This is a genomic window from Paraglaciecola sp. (assembly GCF_039943935.1).
Classification (GTDB): domain Bacteria; phylum Pseudomonadota; class Gammaproteobacteria; order Enterobacterales; family Alteromonadaceae; genus Paraglaciecola.
In genome coordinates this window covers 17,828-36,374 of sequence record NZ_JBDUZQ010000020.1, presented here as the reverse complement: position 1 = coordinate 36,374, position 18,547 = coordinate 17,828, and the positions used below count along the sequence as shown (strand labels likewise).

The 18,547-nt window shown below is 38.0% G+C and carries 15 protein-coding genes and 4 tRNA genes; 2 read left to right on the top strand and 17 right to left on the bottom strand.

The window, feature by feature from the left end; all coding sequences use genetic code 11:
• Positions 1 to 8 precede the first annotated feature (8 nt).
• From ABJD71_RS10640 to ABJD71_RS10570, 15 genes are all read right to left on the bottom strand, one after another.
• A complete protein-coding gene (locus ABJD71_RS10640) occupies positions 9 to 914 on the bottom strand; it encodes a RodZ domain-containing protein (RefSeq protein ID WP_348168612.1) in 906 nt (301 codons plus the stop codon).
• A 10-nt stretch (positions 915 to 924) separates the two neighbouring features.
• Positions 925 to 2,094 carry a type IV pilus biogenesis/stability protein PilW gene (pilW, locus tag ABJD71_RS10635; RefSeq protein WP_348168609.1) on the bottom strand — a complete coding sequence of 390 codons (1,170 nt, stop codon included), beginning with the start codon at positions 2,092 to 2,094 and terminating at the stop codon, positions 925 to 927.
• Between the two features lie 38 nt (positions 2,095 to 2,132).
• Positions 2,133 to 3,278: a bifunctional tRNA (adenosine(37)-C2)-methyltransferase TrmG/ribosomal RNA large subunit methyltransferase RlmN gene (locus ABJD71_RS10630; protein ID WP_348168606.1), complete on the bottom strand. Its 1,146-nt coding sequence runs from the start codon at positions 3,276 to 3,278 to the stop codon at positions 2,133 to 2,135.
• Positions 3,279 to 3,420: 142 nt separating this feature from the next.
• Positions 3,421 to 3,852, bottom strand: coding sequence for a nucleoside-diphosphate kinase (ndk, locus tag ABJD71_RS10625; protein ID WP_348168603.1), 432 nt, complete (start codon positions 3,850 to 3,852; stop codon positions 3,421 to 3,423).
• Between the two features lie 420 nt (positions 3,853 to 4,272).
• Complete coding sequence (locus ABJD71_RS10620) at positions 4,273 to 6,150, bottom strand: SurA N-terminal domain-containing protein (protein WP_348168600.1); 1,878 nt, start codon at positions 6,148 to 6,150, stop codon at positions 4,273 to 4,275.
• Between the two features lie 230 nt (positions 6,151 to 6,380).
• The gene (gene hupB / locus ABJD71_RS10615; protein ID WP_348168598.1) at positions 6,381 to 6,653 is read right to left on the bottom strand and encodes a nucleoid-associated protein HU-beta; all 273 of its coding nucleotides are present in this window, start codon (positions 6,651 to 6,653) and stop codon (positions 6,381 to 6,383) included.
• 236 nt (positions 6,654 to 6,889) lie between these two features.
• On the bottom strand, positions 6,890 to 9,256 hold the full coding sequence (lon, locus tag ABJD71_RS10610) for an endopeptidase La (RefSeq protein WP_348168595.1): 2,367 nt from the start codon (positions 9,254 to 9,256) through the stop codon (positions 6,890 to 6,892).
• Positions 9,257 to 9,414: 158 nt separating this feature from the next.
• The gene (gene clpX / locus ABJD71_RS10605) at positions 9,415 to 10,692 is read right to left on the bottom strand and encodes an ATP-dependent protease ATP-binding subunit ClpX (RefSeq protein ID WP_348168593.1); all 1,278 of its coding nucleotides are present in this window, start codon (positions 10,690 to 10,692) and stop codon (positions 9,415 to 9,417) included.
• Positions 10,693 to 10,795: 103 nt separating this feature from the next.
• Positions 10,796 to 11,437 (bottom strand): ATP-dependent Clp endopeptidase proteolytic subunit ClpP, encoded by a 642-nt coding sequence (gene clpP / locus ABJD71_RS10600; protein WP_348168590.1) that lies wholly within the window; start codon positions 11,435 to 11,437, stop codon positions 10,796 to 10,798.
• 90 nt (positions 11,438 to 11,527) lie between these two features.
• Complete coding sequence (gene tig / locus ABJD71_RS10595) at positions 11,528 to 12,838, bottom strand: trigger factor (RefSeq protein WP_348168587.1); 1,311 nt, start codon at positions 12,836 to 12,838, stop codon at positions 11,528 to 11,530.
• Positions 12,839 to 13,201: 363 nt separating this feature from the next.
• Positions 13,202 to 13,286, bottom strand: a tRNA-Leu gene (locus ABJD71_RS10590).
• Between the two features lie 3 nt (positions 13,287 to 13,289).
• Positions 13,290 to 13,365: transfer RNA gene (locus ABJD71_RS10585), tRNA-His, on the bottom strand.
• Positions 13,366 to 13,426: 61 nt separating this feature from the next.
• A tRNA-Arg gene (locus tag ABJD71_RS10580) sits at positions 13,427 to 13,503 on the bottom strand.
• Positions 13,504 to 13,531: 28 nt separating this feature from the next.
• A tRNA-Pro gene (locus ABJD71_RS10575) sits at positions 13,532 to 13,608 on the bottom strand.
• A 160-nt stretch (positions 13,609 to 13,768) separates the two neighbouring features.
• Positions 13,769 to 14,029 carry a DUF5062 family protein gene (locus tag ABJD71_RS10570; protein ID WP_348168584.1) on the bottom strand — a complete coding sequence of 87 codons (261 nt, stop codon included), beginning with the start codon at positions 14,027 to 14,029 and terminating at the stop codon, positions 13,769 to 13,771.
• 163 nt (positions 14,030 to 14,192) lie between these two features.
• On the opposite strand from ABJD71_RS10570, the gene folD reads away from it, so the two are divergent.
• Both folD and ABJD71_RS10560 read left to right on the top strand, forming a co-directional pair.
• The gene (folD, locus tag ABJD71_RS10565; protein ID WP_348168581.1) at positions 14,193 to 15,047 is read left to right on the top strand and encodes a bifunctional methylenetetrahydrofolate dehydrogenase/methenyltetrahydrofolate cyclohydrolase FolD; all 855 of its coding nucleotides are present in this window, start codon (positions 14,193 to 14,195) and stop codon (positions 15,045 to 15,047) included.
• Between the two features lie 4 nt (positions 15,048 to 15,051).
• On the top strand, positions 15,052 to 15,603 hold the full coding sequence (locus tag ABJD71_RS10560) for a DUF1415 domain-containing protein (RefSeq protein WP_348168578.1): 552 nt from the start codon (positions 15,052 to 15,054) through the stop codon (positions 15,601 to 15,603).
• A 26-nt stretch (positions 15,604 to 15,629) separates the two neighbouring features.
• Here the strand turns inward: ABJD71_RS10560 and ABJD71_RS10555 are convergent, their stop codons facing one another.
• Both ABJD71_RS10555 and ABJD71_RS10550 read right to left on the bottom strand, forming a co-directional pair.
• Positions 15,630 to 16,664 carry a DUF4340 domain-containing protein gene (locus ABJD71_RS10555; protein WP_348168575.1) on the bottom strand — a complete coding sequence of 345 codons (1,035 nt, stop codon included), beginning with the start codon at positions 16,662 to 16,664 and terminating at the stop codon, positions 15,630 to 15,632.
• Positions 16,661 to 18,547, bottom strand: coding sequence for a Gldg family protein (locus ABJD71_RS10550; protein ID WP_348168573.1), 1,887 nt, complete (start codon positions 18,545 to 18,547; stop codon positions 16,661 to 16,663). Before ABJD71_RS10550 ends, ABJD71_RS10555 begins: the two co-directional genes overlap by 4 nt.

The window sequence follows — 18,547 nt, the reverse complement described above, 5'->3', positions numbered from 1 at the left end:
AAACTCGGTTATTCTGAAAGTGGTAAATTAAACTTAGCAATCTGCCCAAGAGGTAAGAAAGACAAATCAACAGGCTGTCCTGCATAACTAATCTTTACGACTTCTGAAGCCCCTAAGGTAATAGTGAATGGAGGAACACCAGTAACGGGCATCACTCGCCCTTTAACTTTTACACCATAAGCAATATTTTCTCCCGTTGCATCAGAAAGGTTCATCCAGCAATCTCCAGAGAATTCAAATATTAATTCAACGGGAGCAACAGTGTCACTTTGTGGAGTATCTATGTCTTCAAAACTGCTCACTTCCTCTTCAGAATCGGTAATAACCAATTCATTTTCAACTGTTTCGGGAACAATTAACGTATTGTCATTTGAAACAGAAATCGACACTGGCTGTGAATCTACTTCATTTTCATCGATAGAGACTACTATCGTATTGGTAACAACGGATTCATGTTGACTTACTGGGGTGGCTGAAGATTCCTGAGGTGCAGTTAATGACTCGGATAGGCCTTTATCTTGCTGGAACCACCATATAACCACTAATGCAATCACCACCAATATTACAAGGTATGTTAGCAACATTAACTTGTCGTCATTTGCTTGATTGGCAACTCGTCTTGAAAAGCTCTTAACCTTAGCAGGTTCTTTATTTTGGGTGTTCAAATTATCAAACGCAGCCATCACCTCAACTTCTGAAACTTGAACTTGCTTAGCGTACAGTTTGATATATCCCCGTAAAAAGGTAAGTGAAATATCTAATTCATAATTATCGTTTTCAATATCGGCTATAAGACTTTTTTTCAAACGTACTTTATCAGCAATGTCTTGTGCAGATAAGTTTGCTCGTTGACGTGCTTCTTTTAATAATTGACCAGGGCTTTTTACAACCTGCTCTTCTTGTTCTTCACTCATATTTATATTTTTACTCAACGGAGACCGGCTCGACTAAAGAAAGTCGCATACCATTATAAATTTCTGATTCATCAGCCAAATTGTTCCACTCTACCAGTGTTTGCATCTTGATGTTGTATTGCAGAGAAATTCTGTACAGGTTTTCTCCTCGACTGACCACATGGTAAGCAGGGGTACTTATTTCTTTAACTGCAACTTCACTTTCAACTACAACTGGGAGAGTCTTATCTGAGACTTTGGGTTGCGTTACTTGTGTACCTTTTATTGCGGTCTTGCCAAACTCATCGTTTGGCGGGGCAATTGAGACAATTGGAGAACTACTTTGTTTTGCAGGTTCGATATTTGCTCGAGTGGTAGTGACAACTTGATTCTTATTAAAAATGCCAATACCTGATGACTGAAGTTTGACTTCAGCTGCATTTTTTTTATTTTTTAGAAAGTCTAGTGTTAATGGATTACTTGGATACAATTGAACTAGCATGTCAGAATAGCCTTTAGATACACTGCCATTTCCTAAGCCATCTTCAATCGCCACTGCCATCAATAAACTCTGAGGAGAAACTCGTGATACCTTTTCATAACGTTTGAAAATATCTTTAGCCTCGACCCATTGCTGGGTATCGATCAGAGACTGAGCCAGTAGATACAAGCTATTAGTGCGAGAAGGCTGATGATTCACTGCGCTTCTGAAATATTCGACCGCTTCTTCGGCACGTCCTTGGCTTTGACTACACAAAGCTAAGTTTTCGTAAGTCTGAGCGCTTGAAATATAACTACTGGTGTTAACTGCCTTTAAAAAATACTCTTTTGCTTTTTCATATTGACCATTTTGGCATAAAAAAGCGCCATATGTATTTGCAATGTCAGCATTATTTGGTTCAAGATCCATAGCATATTGATATGCCTCTTCAGCTTGCTCTAACTCACCTACGCTTTGATAATAGTAAGCCATTGCATAATTAGCATCAGCAGACCTAGGTGCAAAGTCTAATGCCTTATCTAAATTAAATTTAGCGCTACTGAAATTTCCATTTTTAAGATAAGTTAGCCCTAACGAGACACGGTTTTCGGCGGCCTTGTCACGATCAAACCCTTTTTGAACAGTACCTGGCCCTGTTTGGGTCACACAGCCACTGAGCAAGATTAGTATTGTAAAACTAACGCCAAATACTTTAATCATTTTTTATTAGAGCCTATTTAAGTATTAACTAATGAATATTATTGTGCCATTTTGACTGAAATATTCTCGCCCTTTATCTGTTTTTTCAACATTCTTTTAGTTCGGTCAACAACATCTCCTACAAGCTGCCCGCACGCAGCATCGATGTCATCGCCTCTTGTCCGTCTAACTACGACTACTATGCCATATTCCATTAAAACTTTAGCAAATCTATCAATCCGAGAGTTACTTGAACAGGTATAAGGTGAGCCAGGATATGGATTAAAAGGTATCAAATTAATCTTACATGGAGTACCCGTTAGTACCTTCGCTAAAGCATGAGCTTGGTCTGTACTATCATTTATACCATTGAGCATCACATATTCTACTGTAACCTTACCTTGATTCGCATTAGACTTCGCCAAATATCTTCTTACACTCGCTAAAAATACATCGATAGGGTACTTTTTGTTAATTGGTACAATTTCGTCCCGTAATGTATTGTCAGGCGCATGTAACGATATGGCTAATGCTACATCAATCTGGCCCGCCAACTTATCTAAAGCAGGAACCACACCTGATGTACTCAATGTAACACGGCGTTTAGACAAACCAAACGCTAAGTCGTCCATCATTAGCTCCATAGCAGGCACGACATGTTTAACATTTAAAAGAGGCTCGCCCATTCCCATCATAACAACATTCGTTATAGGACGTTTAGCTGTATCTTTATTTAATCCAATCGCGACAGCAACACGCCAAACTTGGCCAATTATTTCAGAAACTTTTAAGTTACGATTGAAGCCTTGCTGCGCTGTAGAACAAAACGTACATTCTAGAGCACATCCTACTTGAGAGGAAACACACAATGTAGCCCTATCCCCATCGGGGATCCACACAGTTTCTACTTCTTGTCCACCTTCAAGCTTTAGTGCAAATTTTATAGTGCCGTCTGTAGCATTTTGTTGGTAGGCAATTTCTGGCGCTTTAACTTCACACTTATATTTTAACTTTTCGCGCAATACTTTATTAAGGTTAGTCATTTCATCAAAGTCAGAGACACCTTGTTGATAAACCCATTTCATCACCTGCTCAGCTCTAAACGGTTTTTCTCCCATTTCTGCAAAAAAAGTGCGTAAGCCAGCTCTATTAAAATCAAGTAAATTTATTTTAGTTGGTTGGCCAGATGCCAGTTCGGTGCTCAAAGTAAACCTCAGTGCGTTATGTGTTCCATGATATTTTAACTGAATTGTCTGTTTTTTGCAGAGCAATAAATACCATTTAATTATCCAAAGGAATTTAAAACAAAAAGGGAGCCTAAGCTCCCTTTTTTGCGAACCTGCTAGCTTAGCGAGTTCGAGGGCAAATCTCTTCATCACTAAAGAAATATGCAATTTCTCGAGCGGCTGATTCTGGAGCATCTGAACCATGGCAAGCATTTTCATCAATAGAAGCAGCGTAATCAGCACGTAAAGTACCTGCTAACGCTTCTGCTGGGTTAGTAGCTCCCATAATTTCTCGGTTTTTTACAACTGCGTTTTCACCTTCTAAAACTTGAACCATAACAGGTCCTGAAGTCATAAAAGAAACCAAACCAGCGAAAAAAGGACGTTCGCTATGCTCTGCATAAAAACCTTCTGCTTGTTCTTTACTAAGGTGAATCATTTTAGAAGCAACAAGCCTCAAACCAGCAGACTCGAAACGATTGTAAATTGCACCAATAACATTTTTAGCAACGGCATCAGGTTTTATAATAGAAAAAGTGCGCTCTAAAGCCATCTTCTTAAACTCCAATTAAAAATAAGGTTCAACTGTATAAAACAGTTACATTAAAAATTCGCGCGGATTATATGCAAATTGAAGCTAAATAACTAGAGCTTGACTAGAGTAAATAGTGTAATGCTGCTTGAGTTGCCTATTATTCCGCCCTAGAATCTCTCTAGAACTAAAAACTTGGAAAATACTCACTTGATTATTCGATTTCTTTTTTTATTACCTGTAGTGCTTTGTTTACTTTGGTTTCTATATTTGAAATCCAAGGGTTATAGCTTAAAACAAGGCAAGCAAGGCTTCATTTATATAGTAATACTATCTACAGTTGTAGCCCTTTTTTACACTAGTTTATTGTGGTTAACCCATTAATCCAGACAATAAAAAAGAGCGTTTCAGCTCTTTTTTATGACTCTGTTTAAACAATACCTATAAATAAATTTCTATATCAGCTTCAGCTTTAAGTGATTCAACAACACCACTAAATAGTAATTGAGCCTTAGTTGAAGCTAACCGGCTTTTTAACGCAGCAAGTTGGGTTTCATCAGCAGTTGGAGCCTCAATTACTTTAGTGACTTGAACTAAACTGATATCACCGTTAATTAAATCAACTACTTTGGTGTGATTCTCAGCCGCTGCAAAAACGCCCTGAACAATACTTTGTGACAAAGAAGTATTACTTCTAGCAACACCTTGTTGAGACTCCCAAGTTAATTCTAATTGAGACAATTTCGAATCCACATTTTCATTATTAGCAATTAAATCTTTAACCTCCACAGCCCAGTCTTTTGCTGCTTGCTGTGCTGCTTGATCAGACAAGGTTTGCTGTATTTGTTCAGATACTTCATTAATAGCCATAGTTCTCTCAGGCTCATAATCAGCGACTCTAAGTATAACAATATGGTTGTTTGCCACTTCGATGACTTCACTATTTACGGCATCTTCAATTAACTCCACACTGAAAACACTGCTCAATATATTTGGGTTTGATAAGTTTTGAGGAGCCTCGTTGCGGCTAAATAACTCACTTTTAGTTATTGGTTTACCAGCTAACTCTGCAACTTCATTCAAGTTATCTGGTACTTCAAAAGCCACCTCAGCTAAGCGTTGCGTCACCTCATAAAACTCATCTTCGGCTTTCGCCGTTTTCACTTCAGCAATAATGTCCTCTTTCACATCTTCAAAGCTAGTAACTTGCTCTGGTTTAACATCCGTTAACTTGATGATGTGATAACCGAAGGCACTTTTAATTACTGAACTCAGATCGTTGACATTTTCTAGCGAATAAGCTGCTTCTTCAAAGGCCGGGTCCATTATGCCTTTTCCAAACCAGCCTAAATCACCACCGTTCTCTGCGCTAAACGTATCACTAGAAAGCTCTTTGGCAAGATCAGAAAAGTCAGAGCCAGCTTTTAACTTCGTTAAAATCTCTTCCGCCTCAGTGGCAATTGAAGAATCTTCTTCTGCACTCTCTAATAATATATGTGAAACTTGACGTTCTTCTTCTGTACGATAAGCACTTGAATTTTGTTGATAAAACTCCTTCAACTCATCATCAGATACCTGAATATCAGCCATCAAATCTTCTAACTTAAGCTCAACATATGCCACACTTACTTTTTGCTCAGTGTCAAATAGGTCAATATTACTCTGGTAATAGTTATCAATCTGTTCTTGTGTAACCTCAACTTGTTCTTCAAAACTAGCTTTAGGCACTGTTACAAATTTAATGTCGCGGGTTTGCTGTTGAATAGCGTAAGCGTTACTAGCTTCTTGTTCTAAGGCAAACTCTGATCCCATTAACGAGCTAGATAATTGGCGACGAATCATATCAACGCGCATGTAGTCTCTGAAGTTATTTGGTTGAAAACCAGCTTGACGTAAAATAATTAGATACCTGTCGTTATCAAATTTTCCGTCAACTTGAAATTCTTGCATACCAACAATTGCTTCTTTTATTTGAGCGTCGCTCACCCTAAGCCCTAAGTCAACTGCGGCTTGATCTAATAGTTTTTCACTTATCAGTCGATCTAAAACGCCCTGTCTAAAGTTTTGCAAATATGCCGTATCACTTGCTAAAGTTGCAAATGCATCACCAAATTGCGACTCCATTCGAGCACGTTCATTCTCATACGCCTGTTCTAATTCAGTACTACTAATTTCCTCTCCATTAACAGAAGCAGCAGCAACTGAAGATGACGAGTTGACATAACTGCCTACCCCAGCAAAAATAAAACTTAAAATGACTAATGCTAAAATCCCAATAGCCCAAGGGCCTTGTGATCCTTCTCTAATTCTTTCCAACATACTAAAGTCCAAACTCCAAATGAGCTATTATTGATAAGCATTGAGACACCTTAATACTAGGTTAGCCTCAATCGTAAGCGAGCGGGATTATATACCAAACATTTACAATTATTAAGATTGTTATCGTTGAAAAGGACAATATCTGGAAAAGTAAGATGGGATAAAATAAAACAGCACATAAACAAAAGGCGATGATAAATCATCGCCTTTGTAAAATAACAAACTTTTGATTAGTTACAAGCGTCTTTCAATGCTTTACCAGCTTTAAATGAAGGCACTTTAGCTGCAGAAATTTGAATGGTTTCACCAGTCTGAGGATTACGACCACTGCGGGCTGCACGTTCACGAACAGAGAAAGTACCGAACCCAACTAAAGCAACTTGGTCGCCTTCTTTAAGAGCTGATGTAACAGCGCCAGTTAATGCATCTAGCGCTCGGCCAGCTGCTGCTTTAGAAATGTCTGCACTTGCAGCGATTTTATCAATAAGATCTGACTTATTCACAATATGAACCCCTTCAATTGTTATTATACTTATGGCTTGCCCTATGCAATGCCGGATTGTTATATCAAGCTTGAATATTAACTTCAAGCAATTTTTTACAAGTTATTAACTTTTGTTGAATCACTTCTATCCCTTTTGTGACAAGGCCTTAAGCGAAACTGCGGTAAAGGCTACCATAACTTATTGCATAGTGAAGCCCTTAAACTTAAAAATAATTAAAAAAAAGAACTTTATGCTCATTTTTTAACCTTTTCGGTTTTAATAGCTACAAACCTCTCTGGCTCCTCTGCTAAAGCCAAGCTCAAAACTTCATCAATCCACTGAACGGCATGAATACTTAAGTCTTGTTTTACGTTATGTGGAATGTCTTCTAAATCTCTCTCATTATCTTTTGGAATGATTACTGTTTTAATTCCACCACGGTGCGCTGCTAACAATTTTTCTTTTAAACCACCAATTGGTAATACTTCGCCTCTTAGGGTAATTTCACCAGTCATAGCGACTTCACATTTAACAGGGTTGCCTGTAAGTGTAGAAATGAGTGCTGTACACATTCCAATACCTGCACTTGGACCATCTTTAGGGGTCGCGCCTTCCGGTACATGCACATGAATATCCCGCTTCTCGTGAAAGTCTTCATTTATCCGTAACTTTTCAGCTCGACTACGCACAACGGTCAATGCAGTTTGAATAGACTCTTGCATCACATCACCTAGAGAGCCCGTAAAGGTAGTTTTTCCTTTACCTACTACAGAAGTAGTCTCAATAGTTAACAAGTCGCCTCCTACTTGGGTCCACGCAAGCCCTGTTACTTGGCCTACCTGGTTTGATTTGTCAGCTTTTCCATAATCGAAACGTTGTACGCCTAAAAACTCTTTTAAGTTAGCTTGGTTTACCACAACTTGGGAAATCGATTTATCCAAGAGTATATTTTTAACTGCTTTACGGCATATTTTAGAAATTTCTCGTTCTAAACTCCTTACTCCAGCTTCTCGGGTGTAATAGCGGATAATGCCAACAACCGCACTTTCTTCGATAACTAACTCATTCTTTTTAAGGCCATTTCTAGAAATTTGCTTATCAATTAAATGCTGTGTAGAAATGTTTAACTTCTCATCTTCCGTATAGCCAGATAAACGAATCACTTCCATTCGGTCAAGCAAAGGTCCTGGAATATTCATACTATTTGAAGTTGCTACGAACATTACATCAGAGAGGTCATAGTCGACCTCTAAATAATGATCACTAAAACTTGAGTTTTGTTCTGGGTCTAAAACCTCCAACAATGCAGAAGACGGATCACCACGCATATCTGACGACATTTTATCAATCTCATCCAATAAAAAGAGCGGGTTTTTCACGCCAACCTTTGCCATTTTTTGGATCATTTTTCCTGGCATTGAACCAATATATGTTCTTCGGTGTCCGCGAATCTCAGCTTCATCTCTTACACCACCTAATGCCATACGAACATATTTTCTGCCAGTGGCTTTAGCTATAGATTGCCCTAAAGAAGTCTTACCTACACCGGGAGGTCCCACTAAACACAATATTGGACCTTTTAATTTTTTTACCCTCTGCTGAACAGCAAGATATTCAATAATACGTTCTTTTACTTTATCTAGACCATAATGGTCTGCATTGAGAACTTCGTCTGCAAGCGCTAAGTTTTTCTTAACAGCACTACGTTTTACCCATGGAACATTAGTGAGCCAGTCAATATAACTTCGGACAACCGATGCTTCTGCTGACATTGGAGACATCATTTTCAACTTGTTCAATTCAGCAGAGGCTTTTTTCTTTGCCTCTTCAGGCATCCTAGCATCATCAATTTTATTACTTAACGCTTCAAATTCGTCTGGTGCATCGTCTAATTCACCTAACTCTTTTTGAATCGCTTTCATTTGCTCATTTAAATAATATTCGCGCTGACTTTTTTCCATTTGCTTTTTAACGCGAGTTCGAATTTTCCGTTCAACTTGTAATAAATCGATTTCGCTTTCCATCAGAGCCATTAAGTACTCTAAACGCTCTGTAATGCTTAGCATTTCTAACACTTTTTGCTTTTCAGCCAACTTTAGAGGCATATGAGCAGCCATGGTATCAGCCAAGCGCGCAGCATCTTCAATACCACTTAAAGAGGTTAATACCTCAGGCGGTATTTTTTTATTTAATTTAACGTAACCTTCAAATTGGGAGATGGCTGAACGGATCAAGACTTCTTGCTCAGACTCATTTAACTCTTTATCGACTGAACTTGAAATATCAGCTACAAAAAAATCTTCAGAGTTCACGAAAGCTTCTATTGCTCCTCTGTGGTTGCCTTCAACCAATACTTTTACTGTTCCATCAGGTAATTTCAGTAATTGCAAGATCGTGGCGATTGTACCTACTGTAAAAATATCATCTTGCTCTGGCTCATCTACACCAGCGTCTTTTTGAGCGACTAAAAATATTTGCTTATCTTTATCCATTGCAGCTTCTAAACAACGAATTGACTTTTCTCTACCTACAAACAGAGGTATTACCATGTGTGGATAAACTACTACATCTCGCAACGCCAACACTGGCATCTCGATGTTATTTTCTCGCTCTTTTGTCATATGGAGTCTCTAAATCAATGAATAAATGGGACACATATCCCTGTGCTATCACAGATATATGGGGCTAGGAGAGGAAAGTTCAAATAAAAAACTAAAACAAACAGAATTAATTTATCAATTGGCTAATAAAAAAGGCTCTTTCGAGCCTTTTAAAAAGTTTATTCAGATGCAGCTTTTTTATCAACACCACTGTCATATATCAAAATGGGTTGTGTTTCTCCCCTAATAACAGTTTCGTCAATAACGACTTTACTAACGTCATCTACAGAAGGAAGGTCATACATTGTATCTAACAATACAGCCTCCACAATCGAGCGTAACCCTCTCGCCCCAGTCTTGCGTTGCATTGCTTTTTTAGCGATAGCTTGTAATGCATCATCTCTAAACTCTAACTCGGTATTTTCCATACCAAACAAAGCAGAGTATTGTTTAGTAATGGCATTTTTAGGCTCTTTTAGTATTTGAACTAAAGCTTCTTCACTTAATTCTTCTAGGCTTGTCAATACTGGTAAACGTCCAATAAACTCTGGAATTAATCCATATTTTACCAAATCTTCTGGTTCAACCTTTTTGAATAACTCACCTTCGGTCGATTTATTGCTGGCATCTTTTATCTGTGTTCCAAACCCAATACCTGTTCCTGTATGTGCACGCTGTTCAATTACTTTATCCAACCCAGCAAAAGCACCACCACAAATAAATAATATTTTAGAAGTATCAACTTGTAAAAACTCTTGTTGTGGATGTTTTCTACCACCTTGAGGAGGCACAGAAGCCACAGTACCTTCAATTAACTTTAACAATGCTTGCTGAACACCTTCACCAGATACATCACGTGTAATAGAAGGGTTATCTGATTTACGAGAAATTTTATCTATTTCATCTATATATACGATACCACGCTGCGCCTTTTCAACGTCATAATCACACTTCTGTAATAACTTCTGTATAATATTTTCTACATCTTCACCAACATAACCAGCTTCAGTCAGGGTAGTGGCATCAGCCATTGTAAAAGGTACATCAAGTAATCGAGCTAAAGTCTCAGCTAACAACGTTTTACCGCTACCTGTTGGCCCAATAAGCAAAATATTACTTTTACCTAACTCAACCCCTTCATGTACATCACCATTTCTTAAGCGTTTATAGTGATTATAAACTGCGACAGCTAAAACTTTTTTGGCGTGTTCTTGTCCTATAACATAATCATCTAAGTGATGATGTATTTCTTTAGGCGTTGGCAGCTCATCTTGTTTTTGCTTGGGTGAGATTTCTTTAATTTCTTCTCTAATAATGTCATTACACAAATCGACACATTCGTCACAAATAAAAACAGACGGTCCGGCAATTAATTTACGAACTTCATGTTGGCTTTTGCCACAAAACGAACAATATAAAAGTTTATTGTCGCCATCGTTGTTTTTGCTATCACTCATTTACAATCTTTTCCTATATCAAACTGGCTCTTTTGTATTAAAGCCCTATAACTACAAATATAGATATAGTGGCTCCAATCAAATTTTTCAAAGAGTCACTTTATTAAATATCGCTTTTAGTTTCAGTTTGAGCATCTGGGCGACTAGCCAATACTTGATCAATCAAACCATACTCCATAGCTTCATCTGCACTTAAAAAGTTATCCCTATCAGTATCTTTAGCCACAGACTCATAGTCTTTGCCTGTGTGCTTAGCCATCAAACGATTCAGCTTTTCTTTAATAGAAAGGATTTCTTTAGCATGAATTTCAAAATCGGATGCTTGACCTTGGAACCCTCCTAAGGGTTGATGGATCATCACTCGTGAATTTGGAAGACAATAACGCTTCCCTTTCTCACCTGCAGATAATAAAAATGCGCCCATACTTGCCGCCTGACCAATACAAACAGTACTGACATTAGGTTTGATGAAGTTCATGGTATCGTAAATAGCCATACCAGCAGTAACAGAACCGCCTGGAGAATTAATATACAAAAAGATATCTTTCTCTGGATTTTCAGCTTCTAAAAATAGCATTTGAGCAACGATTAAGTTAGCCATATGGTCTTCAACTTGGCCAACTAAAAAAATCACATTCTCTTTTAATAAACGAGAATAAATGTCATAAGAACGTTCGCCTTTAGCAGTTTGCTCAACCACCATAGGAACGAGTGCGTTTGTTGGGTCAAAAGGTGTATTCATCATAAATTAGTATTCTTCACAAATAAAAATGCTCGGTAGTTACCGAGCATTTAAGCAGTTGCAGACTAGTTAAGTCAATTAACAAAAGGCAATTTACGCCTGTTTGTTCATGATATCGTCAAAAGACTTCTTAACTTCTTTTACTTTGGCTTGCTCAAGCAGTAATTCAACAGCTTGCTCTTCCATTGCAACATTATTCATTTGTTGCATTAACTCATCATTAGTTTTGTAGTACTCGATCACTTCTTGAGGATCTTCATATGCTGATGCAGCCGTTTCAATTAAAGCATCAACTTTTGCAGTATCTACTTCAATACTGTTAGTTTTAATAACTTCACCTAATAACAAGCCTACACTTACACGCTTACGAGCATTCTCTTCAAAAAGATCTGCTGGCAACTCAGGCATATTATCAACCTTCCCACCTTGTTGCTGACTAAAGCGCTGTTTTGCTTGTTCTCGCAGAGCATCAACTTCTTGATCTACTAAGGCTTTAGGTAGATCAATCTGGTTTTTCTCCAATAAACCGGCAATCACTTGATCTTTAACAGATGCTTTTAAAGTTTGATCTAACTCGCGTTGCATGTTCTTACGAACTTCATCATTTAAATCATCGATGTTGCCATCTTCTATCCCAAATAGCTTGGCGAACTCTTCATCTACCTTAGGTAGATTTAAAGCTTCAACTTTTTTGATATTAACAGTGAACTGAGCGTCTTTACCTTTAAGCTTTTCTGCATGGTAATCTTCAGGGAAAGTCACATCAACAATAACTTCTTCGCCTGTTTTATGACCTACGATCGGTTTTTCAAAACCAGGGATCATACGATCTTTACCCATTTCTAAAGAGAAATCTTCAGCTTTTCCGCCTTCAAACTCTTCACCATCGATTGTACCAACGAAATCAAGAGTTACTTTGTCATCTTTCTTAATTTTACGTTTAACTTCTTTATAATTAGCATGTTGCTTGCGTAACGTATCCATCATGTTACTTAAGTCTTTCTCACCAATTTCAACCGCTGGCTTTTCAACTTCGATTTTTTCAACGTCTTTTACTTCTACGTCTGGGTAAACTTCAAAAGCGGCAACATATTCCAAGTCTTTACCATCTTCATCTGTTTTCATCTCAAACGTTGGCATACCAGCGGGAGTAATTTTTTCTTTAGTAATTGCTTCATAAAAATTACGCTGCATTACTTCACCAGCGATCTCTTGACGTACAGCCTGTCCGTAACGCTTTTTGATAACAGTAACGGGAACCTTACCAGGACGGAAACCATTGATTCTCTGAGTTTTAGCTAATTGCTGTAAACGAGACTTAACAGCAGAGTCAATTGAATCTGCAGGAACGGTAATAGTAAGACGGCGTTCTAAACCTTGAGTCGTCTCAACGGAAACTTGCATTCTGATACCTCAATTAGGCGCATTTAATTTGCGCTCACAAAAAATTATTAATGGGATTTTATCGGCACAACCAATTAAATAGTTGCCAGTGCGATCATCACGCCAGAATGACCAAAATTAGTAAAACTTAATCTAACTAATAAACGGACACCCGATAAAAAGACGCAGTAGTATAGCGATAGGCCGAACCCAAGTCGAGCCTAAAAGAACTAAAATAAAAAATAGCCTGCTTTAATTAGAAGCAATTGCAGGACATTCACAATATTTAGTGGCTAAAGGTATACTTTGGTAAGATGAGTTAAGAAGAATATAGAGAAATTGAAATTCAGAAGTTTTATCAAATATAAGTAATAAAACCAAAAATGGTGCGGAAGGAGAGACTCGAACTCTCACGCCGTGAAGCACTGGAACCTAAATCCAGCGTGTCTACCAATTCCACCACTCCCGCGAGTGGGGTGAACGATGGGGCTCGAACCCACGACAACCGGAATCACAATCCGGGGCTCTACCAACTGAGCTACGCTCACCACAGAAAAAACTGCAGCTAACAATGATATGTCTTACCATTCAAATCCACTCGGAATCGCATGGCGCGCCCGACAGGATTCGAACCTGTGACCCACGGCTTAGAAGGCCGTTGCTCTATCCAGCTGAGCTACGGGCGCTCGACGAATCAAACTAACTTAGAGAAAGTGGTCGGTGAGACAGGATTCGAACCTGCGACCCCTTGGACCCAAACCAAGTGCGCTACCAAGCTGCGCTACTCACCGACTATACCCGAAACGTTTTCTCTATCTCGTTTCGAGGAGGCGCATATTACAGTTGCCTCCCCACCTCGTCAAACATTTTTTCACTCTTTATTTTCAAGTGCTCACTTTTGCGACAATATGATTATTTTTTGAAATATTAGCCGTATAAATCAACAATTATCTACTTAAGTAATGGATGGTCTTTAGGAAGTTTATTTCGTAGCCATATAGCTAATTTATGTTTCATACTTAGTAAATCTTCACCATCGGCAGGTAAAGAGGTGATCAATTTGTCATTTACCAACAACCTATAGATACATTCTACCTTTTCTTTAGATGAATCCGTCGCAGAAAAAGTTTTAAATCCTCTATTTTTTGCATATGCCTCCCCGACTACTAATGCTTTTTTCAATAACTGGGATTCGTTGGGTATTTTTTTCATTATTTGACCTAATCAAAAAGATTGTATTTCACGTTATAACATTAAGTTAATAGAATGGCTTAAGAATTATTGCGTTCTTAAGCATTTTTATCACTTCACAATTGCGACTATCACTCGCTGTATGTGACAATAGATACACTTAATATATTTGGTTTACTGACTTATGCCCGCACAAAAAATAGATGGAAACTTAATTGCTAAACGTATTAGACAAGATGTAGCTGTTCAGGTGGAAGCGATCACTTCTGCTGGCAAACGAGCACCCGGTCTAGCAGTGGTTTTAGTAGGCAGTGATGCTGCATCCCATGTTTATGTTAATAATAAGCGGAAAGCTTGCGATGAAGTAGGTTTTATATCTAAATCATATGACCTACCTGCAAATACATCACAACAGAAATTAATTTCAATTATAGATCAATTAAATATCGATGATGAAATAGACGGTATCTTAGTTCAGCTTCCCTTACCTGCAGGCTTAGATAAAGAAGCAGTTTTAGAGAGAATCAACCCAAACAAAGATGTTGACGGATTCCATCCTTATAACATTGGACGCTTGGCACAACGTATCCCAGCATTACGCCCATGCACCCCAAAAGGTATTATGAGCTTAATAGAGTCAACCAAACGCCCAATAAAAGGTCTTGACGCCGTAATTGTTGGCGCTTCAAATATTGTTGGCCGTCCAATGTTCATGGAGCTATTACTAGCTGGCTGTACCGTAACTAGCTGTCATAAATTCACTCAAGACCTACAAGCTCATGTAGAAAGAGCCGATTTATTAGTCGTAGCTGTAGGGAAAGCCGCATTTATTCCCGGAGAATGGATTAAACCTGGTTCAATTGTTATAGATGTTGGCATAAACCGTAATAGTGACGGTAGTTTAGGTGGCGATGTAGACCACGTAACTGCGATTGACCGAGCGGGTTGGCTTACTCCAGTTCCTGGAGGTGTTGGGCCCATGACAGTAGCAAGCCTAATAGAAAATACGTTAGAGTCATATGTAAAATACCATTCCTAGCCTCGTGATTACAATTACCGACCATCAAAAACAAATAATCACATCAGTCAAAAAATGGATAAATGATGTGGTTATTGGCCTTAATTTTTGCCCTTTTGCTAAAAAAGAAGTTAGTAGAGACACTATTCGATATTATGTGTCGGATGATATTAATGAAAAAAGTGCATTAGATATTGTCATAAATGAGCTGGCTAATCTCGATAATAGTGACAAAATACAAACAACTCTTATTATATTCTCAAAAGGATTTTCTGACTTTGAGACCTACCTTGATTTAGTTGATAGAGCAAACCAACTAATTGAGCAAGGTGGGTATAGTGGCTTATATCAACTTGCTACATTCCATCCCGAATATTATTTTGATGGTGAAGATGTTAATGATGCAGCAAATTACACAAATAGGTCACCCTACCCAATATTACACTTACTAAGAGAAGCCAGCTTGGAGCAAGTCTTGAAAAACTACCCAAACCCAGAAAATATACCCGACGATAATATAACTAAAGCTAGGGAGCTAGGAGTTAATTACTTTAAAAAGCAGCTTCAAATTAAGTAATATGGATGCCTTAGACCTAACTTTGTTTAATTAGGAGACTCACCTTCATCAATCGAAAATTGCATAAAGGTAGAGTCACTGCCAGTTTCAGAACTTGGTTTATCTTTTATAAAATCATTCATAGACTTAACTAACTGTTGAGCAGAAAAACTAGATATTTGATAAATCCAATTGCTCCAATAAGGGTTTTCATCCGTCGTTGATAAATAAACAAAGTGTTGTTCCTTTATTTTACCTACAACCAATTTTAAAGAAACGTTCTCTACAGCGAGTATTTCAAGCTCAGTTAACACCTCTAAGGAATCTAACAATTCATTTTCTTTTTCTAATAGACGTTCAAATTTAAGGTCTGTTATAGACACAATTATAGATTTTAAAATGGCATCATATTTCAATTCAGACCTCTGAGAAATATCACTCAACTTAAAACCTGTATTTTGTGGATCTCTGACAATATTCCAAGAATCATGATCAACTCTACTAATGGATACAATATCTTCCGCTTGGTAAGGCAAGATAGGTTGCTGCAACCATGCAAACTTATCTACTGGGACTTCAATGTATCTATCTGCTAGCCATGTTTGCGCTTCTGATGGTTTACGAATGAAGCTACCGTGACCAGATGTGGCCATCTTACCCACCATTAAACTTTTTGAACTGCTGCTTGATTCCAAAGTAATGAGCGATGCTATACTGTCCTGAGCATAAAGCGCTTGTAGTCCTAGCTGAGAGAAATTTTCAGCTTTACGCGTTTTAGCTTCTAGTAATTTAGCTTGAGTTAAAGTTTGCAGTAAATCAGCTAAATGTTGCTTTGCTACTGGGTATTTGGGCTGGCCAGCTTTCACTGATGCTAACCAAACCCCATTCTCATTATCTGCTTCGAACAAAGTACCTTGTGCATTTGTGATGGTAACACTTTGCAAGGTGTCGACGATTCTTCTGAAATCTTTGAATATCGGTTCAGATCTTTTATTTTGTTCAACTGGCTCCTGAAATAACCAGAGTCCTCCAGCTAAAGCAGCCACAACAAACAAGACTAAAAACCAGAAAGATTTATTCATACAACAGGAACATCCTTAATATTTTGAGTTTTTATTCGAAACTTTGTAGTAATCAATGTCCTAACAACTACCAGTAAAAGAATTAGCAAAATTGGGGCAAAAACGATATTAATCAGTTTAAGCCAATTACCTAAGGTTTCGATGTCATTGTCCAATTGATGCCTAACATTTCGTAAAGACTTTCGAATGGTTATTTTCTTGTCCATATATTCATCAATTGCAATTTGTTGCTCAGGGGTAATAACAAGATTACCTAGGTCACTCTGTTGACTTTGCAGTTGCAATAATTGCTGTTCAGTATCAGCTAACTGTGCTTCTAATAATTGCTCTTGCTCACGAAATTTTTGTTCAGCAATAACTGTTAGTTCATCTACTTTGTTGAATGAACGCGCGAAAGTACCTCTACTACGTATACTTATCAAAGCGTCACTCCCTCCAAAGTTTTCAACAGCATTAATTATGAAATCACCATTATTTGCAAAAGGTGTAAAGATAGTTTGTCCAAAAAAATTAGATTGCTGAACCCAAAATCTATCACTTAAAACATCAGAGTCTCCAACTAGTATCAAATTTAAATTATTAGTTGACGTTACAAGCTTACGTTTAAGTGAGCTGGCTTCTAAAGTATCCGGTACTTGAGTGAACATACTCTTTGCATTACCTGAAACCCTTGCGGCTACAACATAAGTTTGGTTTTGGCTCTCATAGGCTTTAGCTAACTCATCAGGGTCCCTAGAACTGGCATACTGTTCAGTTGAGATTAAATCAGAGTTTTCACTTGACTGAATAAGAGGTAAAAAACTCAATTGGCTATCATCAGTTAAATCAATAACACCAAATGATGCTCCATTTATTACGTCTAAACTTGATGTAACTACATCTCCCTTGTTCAACTGTTCGTTAGACAATCCAACAAACCCAAAATGACGAGCGACTCCACCATCTTGGGTTCTAATATCAAGCCCAGACATTGCATCTAGTAAGACGCTTTGATTATCAAAGTGTACGCCCCAAGCTTCTAGTAATGACACAATATTCGACTTGTTTGCGTTAGGCTCTACTGCCCCTCCCATAGCAAATGGGTCACTTTCGTTAATAGGGTCAACGAATGCCAGTACTTTTCCTCCTTGCATCGCAAATTGGTCAATACTAAAGAGCAAATTTTCGCTAACCCCCTTAGGGTCGATAAGTACCAGAACATCAGTATTATCGGGAATTCTGCTAGCTTTACTATCGAGAGACTCGACTTTAAACAATTGTTGAAGCTGCGTGTAAAAGCTCCATTCAGGCTCCATTTGACCTGTCATGGGGTTTTGTCCGCCAGCAACAGGTAAATCAGTAATTAACGTCACATTTATAGGGTTAGGATCAGTAAGCTGGTATATCAGCTTACTGGTTTCATACTCAAGAAAGCTTTCTTTTTGAGGGTCAAAAAAGGCAATGACTTGCTGATCGTCTAAAGCATTAGTTGCCGCTAAACCTAGGTAAACTATCTCACCAGCCGCTCCAATTGAGGCTGCAGTTAACCCAAATTGATCAGCTTTATCTTCTTCCTCAGAAAATGCTTCAGGATCTAGAATATGTAATTTCAATTTTCCCTTAGCTAACGTTTCGTACTCATTAAGTAAGCTCTCTACTCGGTTTGCATAATTACGTAAACTAACCATGTTCTTTGAAGCTTTATTAGAGAAGAAAAAATATAAATTTATAGGCTCATCGATACTTTCAATAACCTTTTTACTTCCTTCAGAAAGTGAATACACTTGGTTTTCTGTGAGATCTATACGGTAAGGTGCAAGCAACTTACTATTTATAAAAACCAATGAGATAAAGAGGATAGTAATCAACAAAAGGCTTACATAAGTCGTTAATTTAGTCTGCAT

Coding starts and splice junctions, on each gene's coding strand:
- ABJD71_RS10640 (WP_348168612.1), bottom strand. CDS start 914: ATGAGTGAAGAACAAGAAGAGCAGGTTGTAAAAAGCCCTGGTCAATTA.
- pilW (WP_348168609.1), bottom strand. CDS start 2,094: ATGATTAAAGTATTTGGCGTTAGTTTTACAATACTAATCTTGCTCAGT.
- ndk (WP_348168603.1), bottom strand. CDS start 3,852: ATGGCTTTAGAGCGCACTTTTTCTATTATAAAACCTGATGCCGTTGCT.
- ABJD71_RS10620 (WP_348168600.1), bottom strand. CDS start 6,150: ATGTTGGAAAGAATTAGAGAAGGATCACAAGGCCCTTGGGCTATTGGG.
- lon (WP_348168595.1), bottom strand. CDS start 9,256: ATGACAAAAGAGCGAGAAAATAACATCGAGATGCCAGTGTTGGCGTTG.
- clpX (WP_348168593.1), bottom strand. CDS start 10,692: ATGAGTGATAGCAAAAACAACGATGGCGACAATAAACTTTTATATTGT.
- clpP (WP_348168590.1), bottom strand. CDS start 11,437: ATGATGAATACACCTTTTGACCCAACAAACGCACTCGTTCCTATGGTG.
- tig (WP_348168587.1), bottom strand. CDS start 12,838: ATGCAAGTTTCCGTTGAGACGACTCAAGGTTTAGAACGCCGTCTTACT.
- ABJD71_RS10570 (WP_348168584.1), bottom strand. CDS start 14,029: ATGAAAAAAATACCCAACGAATCCCAGTTATTGAAAAAAGCATTAGTA.
- folD (WP_348168581.1), top strand. CDS start 14,193: ATGCCCGCACAAAAAATAGATGGAAACTTAATTGCTAAACGTATTAGA.
- ABJD71_RS10555 (WP_348168575.1), bottom strand. CDS start 16,664: ATGAATAAATCTTTCTGGTTTTTAGTCTTGTTTGTTGTGGCTGCTTTA.
- ABJD71_RS10550 (WP_348168573.1), bottom strand. CDS start 18,547: ATGCAGACTAAATTAACGACTTATGTAAGCCTTTTGTTGATTACTATC.